Source organism: Sphingobacteriales bacterium (assembly GCA_012517435.1).
GTDB lineage: Bacteria > Bacteroidota > Bacteroidia > CAILMK01 > JAAYUY01 > JAAYUY01.
Window position 1 is genome coordinate 1 of the sequence record JAAYUY010000168.1, and the last position, 8475, is coordinate 8475.

An 8475-nucleotide genomic window follows, 5' to 3' on the forward strand; every position below is an offset into this window, starting at 1 on the left:
CCCAGATTACGCAATAAGATTTTTTCTAATGCTTAGCAATAAGTAATTTTGTTGAATGAAATTTAATATAAAGTTTACCAATAAAGAGATTACACCGTGGTCAGGTTTAGTCTTTTTGCGAAATATGATGAGAAAAATGGGGGTTCGGGAGCAACTTTCCAGCTATGATTTTATTCCTCAACCCGGATCAAACAGAGGATATTCCCCATTAGATATCATTGAGTCATTCATGGTTAGTATTTGGTGTGGTGCAAATCGTTTTTTACATACCGAAGTAACGCGACATGATAAAGCCTTGATAAAGATATTTGGATGGAAGAAGGCTCCTGGAAATGATACCTATAAACGGTTCTTTAAGAAATTTGATATGGAAAGCAGTAGCGAATTGTCACATGGTCTTTTTGGTTGGCTATTCAATAATATCAGCTTTGACAATTATACACTTGATTGTGATTCAAGTGTTAACACCCGATATGGGCATCAAGAGGGAGCAAAGAAGGGATATAATCCTCAAAAGCCAGGACGTAAGAGTCATCATCCAATCATCGCATTTGTTAACGATCTAAAACTGGTAGCAAACTTCTGGTTGCGTAGTGGAAATACTCATTCAGCGAATAATTTTGCAGCTTTTTTAGAAGATACCCTTCAGAAGTTAAAAGGGAAAACTATTGGATTAATTCGCCTCGACAGTGGTTTCTACTCAAAAGAAGTGCTTTCATTTATTGAAGAAAAAGTAATCAATTACATTGTAGCTGTGAGGTTTTATATTCCTATTCAAAAAATGATTTCTTTAGAACAAAACTGGCTGCCTGTTGATGATGGAATCGAAATTTGCGATACTACATATCAAAGTTATGATTGGGATGCGCCCAGAAGACTTGTGGTCGTAAGGCAAAGAATAGATAAACATCCGGAAGCTGCCGGCAGAATGCTTTCTCTTTTTGAAGGAATGCCACAATACTATAATTACAAGTACTCAGCTTACGTGACCAATATGAGGTTATCTGCAGTAGATATTTGGAGGCTTTATCGTTTGAGAGCAGATTCTGAGAATCGTATAAAAGAACTTAAAGAAGACTTTGGGTTTAACAGTTTCAATCTTCAGGAATTTTGGGCAACTGAAGCAGCACTGACTGTGGCTATTTTTGCCTATAACTTAATGGCTATTTTTCGATTGTTTGTTCTTAAATCAGAAATTCAACATAAACTATCTACATTACGTTACAAAATATTTGCTATTGGGGCATTCTTCCAAAAAAACAATGGAACTTATGTATTGAATATTGCTTTGGCTAAGCAAAGACGTAAATGGTTTATTGGCCTTTGGAATAATTCAAATCAGGTCGATTTCCCTTTGTTTTTTTCTAATAAGTAATCTGGGTTTACATCTCTGGCTAAATCTCTATCAATTTTCTTTTCTGTTAAAATTCATGACAAATCAGGCTGTTAAAATTTTCTTTCAAAAAAAACTGATCTATGTCATGTTTTTTTACTGTATTTCAGATTAAATTTACATGTCAGAATATTACCTGTTTCCGGATAAAACAAAACATAATTTCAAAAAAAAACGGGATGCAGAAAAGGTTTGAAAAACCAAGGTGCGGTGAATGTAAAGTCAGGTTTTTAAATTATTTCAACATGCTTTCTCCGGAAGATTTGCTGGAGTTAAGTGTTGAAAAAACATCCATTCTTTATAGCAAGGGACAAAATATTTATTATGAAGGAAGTTATCCGAATGGTTTATATTGCCTGAATTCAGGCAGGGTGAAAATATTCAGAAACGGTACTGATGGGCGGGAACAAATTGTCCGTGTCGTTTCTCCCGGAGATGTTTTCGGCATAAAATCATTGATTGAAGGGAAAAAATATTCTACAACTGCCTGTGCCATAGAAGATTCTGTCGTATGTTTTATCAATAACAGAAGGATGTTTCATTTGTTTATGAAATACCCGAATCTGACCAATCAGTTGCTGGTAAAACTTAGCAGAATGCTCGAAGAAGCTGAACAAAAAATGACTTCAATAGCTTTAAAATCTGTAAAAGAAAGGGTGGCGGAAACGCTTCTTCATATATACAATACTTTTTTTCAGGCTGAACCAAATGGCAGCAGAGATATTAAAATTTCAAGAGAAGACCTGGCAAGTCTGGTAGGTAGTGCAACCGAGACAGTCATCAGGGTTTTATCTGAACTTAAAGACGAAAATATCATCGAAATAGAATGTAGAACCATACGTATTCTTGATTTAAAAACACTCACCAGAATAGCAAGAGTACAGGAATAATTCATTCTTTTACATCATCTTCTTTTTTTTAATTCTGTTAAAGTTGTTTAGTTAAAGCCATTTATCTGATTTCATGATATAAATCAGAATCTCTGGTGATGTCAGTCATTCCTGTATTTTTCATGTAAAAATAATATTGAGCCAGTTAGAATAATAAGAATCATGGCAGGGAATAAAGCATTGATTGAGATTTTGTGTAACGAAGATTTAAAAAAACATCAGTTTCATATTTAAAAAATAAACTATAATCATGAAGGGAACAAGTAAAACCGCTGTTTGTCTCTATAATGCAGGAAGCAAAAAAGCAGGGTTGTTTAATTTTAAGGAAATTAAAGATTTTCTTAGATCAATTCCTGAAATCAGGACTGTTTGGGATTTTTCCTCCGGAGTGCAGATTACAGTTAAAAAACTGTCGGAACAATTGAAAGCCATTGACATTGAAAAGATTATCATTGCAGGCGATTATCCTGGAGAAATTAAGGATATGTTTCGTCAGAGTCTATCATTGGCCGGAAAAGATGATGTTAAAATTGTTCTCGCTGATTTTGCCTGCTATGCTTCGCTGAACGGACACTCGACTGAAATGGCCAAGGGATTGATTCTATGTGCATTAAATGATAAGGATTATGAGGAAATCCTCTTTACGGATAAAACTGATCTTTGCCGGGAAACGTTGGTAATTGGTGGAGGAATAGCAGGTATTCAGGCTTCACTTGAAATTGCAAACGGAGGAAATAAGGTTTATTTGCTCGAAAAAACCGGAACAATAGGCGGTCACATGGCTATGTTTGATAAAACTTTTCCTACCCTCGACTGTGCCGCCTGTATTCTCACACCAAAGATGGTTGAGGTGGGGCAACACCCGAATATCGAAATTCTGACTTACTCGGAGCTTACCTCAGTCAATGGCGGGCCGGGCAATTATACCGTCAAGATACACAAAAAAGCAAGAAGAGTGAATCTGGCTACCTGTATCGGATGCGGCACCTGTGCTGAAAAATGCCCTTCAAAATCGCCCAGTGAATTTGATTCCGGCACTTCGTTGAGGAAGGCCATTTATATTCCTTTTCCTCAGGCCGTACCAAATAAATACCTGATTGATGCAGAGCATTGCACTTATGTGCAGAGTGGTAAATGCCGCGTATGTGAGAAAGTTTGTCCTGTCCCTGGTTGTATCAACCTTGATGAACAGGATCAGGATGTCGAGCTGAAAGTCGGACAAATCATTGTTGCTACTGGCTTTCAGTTGTTCAATCCTTCAAAGGTGGAGCAGTTTGGCTATGGCAAATATCCCAATGTGCTGACCTCTCTTGAATTTGAAAGGCTCATCAATGCAGCAGGTCCTACCGGTGGAAATATTACTTTCCGTACGCAGGACAAAAAAGGTAACTGGGTCTTTGAAAACGGTGCCGGAGAGCCGCAAAGCATTGCCATCATTCATTGTGTGGGAAGCAGGGATGAAAATTATCATGCTTACTGCTCAAAAGTTTGCTGCATGTATTCCCTGAAACTGGCTCATCTGGTTAAAGAGAAACTCCATCATGCAGATGTGTTTGAATATTACATCGATATGAGGGCATTCGGAAAAGGATATGAGGAATTTTATCAGCGGATAAAAGAAGAAGGGGTGAAGATGATCAGGGGTAAAACGGCTAAGATTACAGAGAAAAACGGCAAGCTGATATTAAGAAGCGAGGATATTCTGAACGAAAAAATCATCGAACAGGAAGTAGATATGGTGATTCTTGCTGCCGGTCTTGAGCCTCGGGAAGATGCAGTCAGGCTGGCTGAAATGCTTGGTCTGACTACTGATGAACATGGCTGGTTTAATGAAGCAAACTATAATTTCGACCCGGTAAATACTTTTTCCGGTGGCATTATGGTAGCCGGTGTTTGCCAGGGGCCGAAAGATATTCCTGATACGGTGGCACAGGCTTCTGCTGCTGCTTCCCGTGTGTTGCAGTCGCTCATTAATAATAAGGTCGCTAAAAATTACAAGGACATTACTTTAAAAGAAATTGAAACCCGCTTGGGCTAAAAATACAGGAGGTTAAAATGACTTACAGAATTGATCCAAATCTGAAAACTGATTTAAAAAAATATGGTGCAAAAGACTGGAATGAATGTTTTCATTGTGGAAACTGTACCGCTATCTGCCCTTTGACAGAGAATAATTTTCTGTTTCCCCGTAAAAGTATCCGCCAGGCGCAGATGGGTTTAAAGCAAAAGTTATCGGCTAATCTTGATCCATGGCTGTGTTATTTCTGTGGTGAATGTTCGACCACCTGCCCAAGAAATGCCAATCCGGGTGAAATCATGATGACACTCAGGCGTTACCTGACTTCCGTATATGACTGGACAGGACTATCGAAACGCTTTTATACTTCAAAAGTATGGGAAATTTCCTTTATTGTCGTCTTTTTTGTGCTGATTGTGGCAGCTTTTGGCATTTTCCTGCCTCCTGCAGCTGATATCTTCAGCAATCCTTCAAATTATGTTGACCCGAATAGTGGTGGTGTTTTAATAAATAGCCTGGTCCCGGGTTTATCCAATATTCAGTTTGTCAAAGTAATTGAAACAGGCGACCTGATCATGGCTGCTATTGTTGCTACCCTTTTGATCTCCAATATTTTAAGGATGTTCTATTTTACGATTATCAAAGACAAATCGGTCAGGGTTCCATTTTATGCATATTTTACCGAAGCATGGCAGTTGATTTTTAACTTTGTTTCACAGCCCAAATTTTCAAAGTGCGACAAAAAAAGCTACTGGTTAGGGCATTTTCTCCTGATGTCGGGATATACCATTATGTTTATTGTCATTGTTGGCTTATTGCCCCGGTTCCAGATTGAAGAAGTCAAACCCTGGTACAACTGGCAGCGGATTCTCGGATATTATGCCACCTTTGGCCTACTGTTTTTCATAGTTTACAGCATTATTGGCCGCATCCGGAAAAAGGAAATTAAATTTAAATTTTCACATGAAACCGACTGGCTGTTTCTCATCATGCTCGGATTAACCACCATCACAGGTATTCTGATCCACTTTTTCAGAATAGGAGGCTTACCCGGAGCCACTTACATCCTTTACGTTATACATCTGGCTGTTCTGGTACCTATGATTATCATTGAAGTACCTTTTTCAAAATGGTCGCATCTGGCCTACAGGCCTTTTGCTGTATATTTTTCAAAACTGAAAAAAGCCTGGTATAAAAAACAAAATCATCTTGAAGTATCTGTTGCAGCTTAAAAATAAATGATTATGAACGATATAAGAATAGGCGTATATGTCTGCTGGTGTGGAACCAACATCGCTAAAATGGTGGATGTTGAAAAAATTTCCGAAGAACTGGCAACCCTTCCCAATGTTGTGATTGCTAAAAACTACAAATACATGTGTTCCGATCCCGGACAGGATTTAATCATTCAGGATATAAAGGAGCATAAACTGAACAGGGTGGTGGTGGCTGCCTGTTCTCCCCGTATTCATGAACTTACGTTCAGAAAAGCGCTTGAACATGCCGGATTAAACCCATATATGTTTGAAATGGCCAACATCAGAGAACAGGTCTCATGGGTTCATACCGACCGGACGGAAGCTACTAAAAAAGCAAAATCTCTTGTTGCCGCTGCCATCAACAGGGTTAATTATCATGAAGCCCTTGACAAGCGCAAAGTCGAAATTGACCCCTCTACGCTTGTTATTGGAGGTGGAATTTCCGGAATGACTGCTGCACTCGAACTTGCCGGTGCCGGCAAAGATGTTTTTTTGATCGAAAAATCAAAGGAGCTTGGAGGTTATGCCGCCAGACTCGACCTGACATTTCCATATTTTTACAGTGCTTCTCAAATGATAAGGCCTGTTATCAATAAAGTGTTGCATCATGAACATATTAAAGTTTTCACTGAGGCTGAAATTGAAGAAATATTCGGGTATATCGGCAGCTATCAGGCTAAAATAAGGCAAAACGGCAGTAGCATCGAGCTGAAGTTTGGAAATATCATTGTTGCAACCGGCTTGAAACCCTTTAATCCCTCTGTAATAAATGAATATGGATATGGCAGACTACCGGATGTAATTACCTCCCTTGAATTTGAAGAAATGCTTAAAAATGGAAGGATTCTGACAAAAGAGGGAAAAATTCCCGGGAGTGTGGCCATCATACATTGTGTCGGAAGCAGAAATAAAAACTATCATGACTATTGTTCCCGAACCTGTTGCAATACAGCCCTCAAATATGCCAATCAGATCAAATCAGCTTTACCCGAAACCCATGTATATCAGCTTTATGCCGATATGCGTGCTTTTGGAAAAGGCTGTGAAGAGCTTTACGCAAAAACTTCACGTAAAAACGTCATTTTCATGATGTTCGACCAGAGGGGAAAACTGCCTGAAGTCAGAAAGGCTGGGGAAAATGATGGATGCAATCTCCTGATAAATTTTCATGAGCTTTTGTCATCTTCTGACGTGGAAGTGCCGGTTGATCTGGTAGTTTTGATGACTGCTATGGAAGCCCATGAAAATGCCAGAGATATTGCCCGTGCTGCCGGAATCAGCATGTGTGGCAATGAGTTTTACATTGAAAAACATCCGAAACTTGACCCGGTAGCCACAACTACGGATGGAGTTTATATTGTAGGCACCTGCCAGAGCCCGAAAGATATTCCCGATTCGGTTTCGCAGGCTAAAGCTGCTGCTGCCCGCATTTTAGCCACTATCAGTAAGGGAGAGGTCGAGGTGGAAGTAACAACGGCTGTGGTCAATGAAGATATTTGCTGTGGGTGTCAGACCTGTGTAAAAGTATGTCCTTATTCTGCCATCAGTTATATCGAAGAAAGAAATGTATCACATGTCAATGAAATACTTTGTAAGGGATGCGGAACATGCGGCTCTGCCTGTCCGAGTGGTGCTATCCGTTGCCGGCATTTTACCGACCGTCAGATTCTTTCTCAGATAGAAGGACTTATGGAAATGATTTTATTGGAAGAAGAAAATTAAAGATAAAAACATGAGCTATAAACCAAAAATTGTTGCTTTTTTATGTAACTGGTGTTCCTATACAGGCGCTGATCTGGCGGGTACTTCCAGAATGAAATATGCTCCTAATATCCGCATTATCAGAGTGATGTGTTCAGGTAGGGTAGAACCCACCTTTGTACTGAAGTCGTTTCGTGAAGGAGCCGATGGTGTCATGATTCTCGGTTGCCATCCGGGCGATTGTCATTACCATGAAGGTAATTATAAATGCCTCAGAAGATACCATTTGCTTAAAAAATTTCTTCTTCAGATGGGTCTTGAGGATGAAAGATTACGGCTCGAGTGGATAAGTGCCAGTGAAGGAAAACAATTTGCCGAACTGGTAGATGAGTTTACATCTCAGATTACAGCTCTCGGCCCTTGTAAAGTAAAAGAAACAGTTGAAACAATTCTTTAAAACAAAGTAAAATGTCGGAAAACGGAAAACCAAAATTGAAGCTGGCAGTTTATTGGGGTGCTGCCTGTGGTGGCTGTTGTGTGAGTGTGCTCGATGTCCATGAAAAACTATTTACGGTTGTCGAACATGCTGACCTTGTATTCTGGCCTATTGCTCTTGATATTAAATACAAGGATGTGGAAGCCATGCCTGACGGCTCGATTGATGTTACCCTCTTTAATGGTGCAGTAAGAAACTCTGAAAATGAGCATATTGCAAAATTGCTGAGAAAGAAAACCAAAATCCTCGTGGCCTATGGTTCCTGTGCACACCTTGGTGGAATACCCGGTCTTGCCAATTTTTCCACAAAAGAGGATATTTTCAGACGGGTTTATGAAGAAAGCGAGTCAACCATAAATCCTGAAAAAGTAAAACCACAACCCAAGTTTCATGTCCCTGAAGGAGAGCTTGAAATTCCTGAGTTTTACAACGATGTCAGGGCTTTAAATCAGGTGGTGGAAGTGGATTATTACCTTCCGGGATGTCCGCCTCAAACCGAACGCCTTGTTGAAGTTTTTCTGGCAATTGTAACCGGAGCTGAACTGCCACCAAAAGGCTCTGTTGTTGGCGCACTTGCAAAATCTCAGTGTGATGAATGTAAACGAAAAAGAACTGAAAATAAACTGGTTAAAGAATTTAAAAGGCCTGTTGATGTGATTGATGATGGGGAAACATGTTTCCTTGAACAGGGGATTATCTGCATGGGGCCTGCTACCAGA

At 39.6% G+C, this 8475-nt stretch carries 7 protein-coding genes; all 7 read left to right on the forward strand.

What is annotated here, in order from left to right; translation table 11 throughout:
* Positions 1–55: 55 nt before the first annotated feature.
* On the forward strand, positions 56–1375 hold the full coding sequence (locus tag GX437_09865; protein NLJ07963.1) for an IS1380 family transposase: 1320 nt from the start codon (positions 56–58) through the stop codon (positions 1373–1375).
* A 197-nt stretch (positions 1376–1572) separates the two neighbouring features.
* A complete protein-coding gene (locus GX437_09870) occupies positions 1573–2283 on the forward strand; it encodes a Crp/Fnr family transcriptional regulator (GenBank protein ID NLJ07964.1) in 711 nt (236 codons plus the stop codon).
* A 250-nt stretch (positions 2284–2533) separates the two neighbouring features.
* Positions 2534–4321 carry a CoB--CoM heterodisulfide reductase iron-sulfur subunit A family protein gene (locus GX437_09875; GenBank protein NLJ07965.1) on the forward strand — a complete coding sequence of 596 codons (1788 nt, stop codon included), beginning with the start codon at positions 2534–2536 and terminating at the stop codon, positions 4319–4321.
* Positions 4322–4338: 17 nt separating this feature from the next.
* Entirely contained in the window at positions 4339–5532 is a 1194-nt protein-coding gene (locus GX437_09880) for a 4Fe-4S dicluster domain-containing protein (protein ID NLJ07966.1), read from the forward strand.
* A 12-nt stretch (positions 5533–5544) separates the two neighbouring features.
* The gene (locus GX437_09885; GenBank protein NLJ07967.1) at positions 5545–7281 is read left to right on the forward strand and encodes a CoB--CoM heterodisulfide reductase iron-sulfur subunit A family protein; all 1737 of its coding nucleotides are present in this window, start codon (positions 5545–5547) and stop codon (positions 7279–7281) included.
* A gap of 10 nt (positions 7282–7291) precedes the next feature.
* Positions 7292–7717 carry a hydrogenase iron-sulfur subunit gene (locus GX437_09890; protein ID NLJ07968.1) on the forward strand — a complete coding sequence of 142 codons (426 nt, stop codon included), beginning with the start codon at positions 7292–7294 and terminating at the stop codon, positions 7715–7717.
* 11 nt (positions 7718–7728) lie between these two features.
* Positions 7729–8475, forward strand: a 747-nt coding sequence (locus tag GX437_09895) for an oxidoreductase (GenBank protein ID NLJ07969.1), incomplete at its 3' end; no start/stop codon positions are given.

What these genes read in the sequence shown, in the direction of transcription:
- GX437_09880 (NLJ07966.1), top strand. Translation starts at nt 4,339, where the DNA reads ATGACTTACAGAATTGATCCAAATCTGAAAACTGATTTAAAAAAATAT.
- GX437_09890 (NLJ07968.1), top strand. Translation starts at nt 7,292, where the DNA reads ATGAGCTATAAACCAAAAATTGTTGCTTTTTTATGTAACTGGTGTTCC.
- GX437_09870 (NLJ07964.1), top strand. Translation starts at nt 1,573, where the DNA reads ATGCAGAAAAGGTTTGAAAAACCAAGGTGCGGTGAATGTAAAGTCAGG.
- GX437_09885 (NLJ07967.1), top strand. Translation starts at nt 5,545, where the DNA reads ATGAACGATATAAGAATAGGCGTATATGTCTGCTGGTGTGGAACCAAC.
- GX437_09865 (NLJ07963.1), top strand. Translation starts at nt 56, where the DNA reads ATGAAATTTAATATAAAGTTTACCAATAAAGAGATTACACCGTGGTCA.
- GX437_09875 (NLJ07965.1), top strand. Translation starts at nt 2,534, where the DNA reads ATGAAGGGAACAAGTAAAACCGCTGTTTGTCTCTATAATGCAGGAAGC.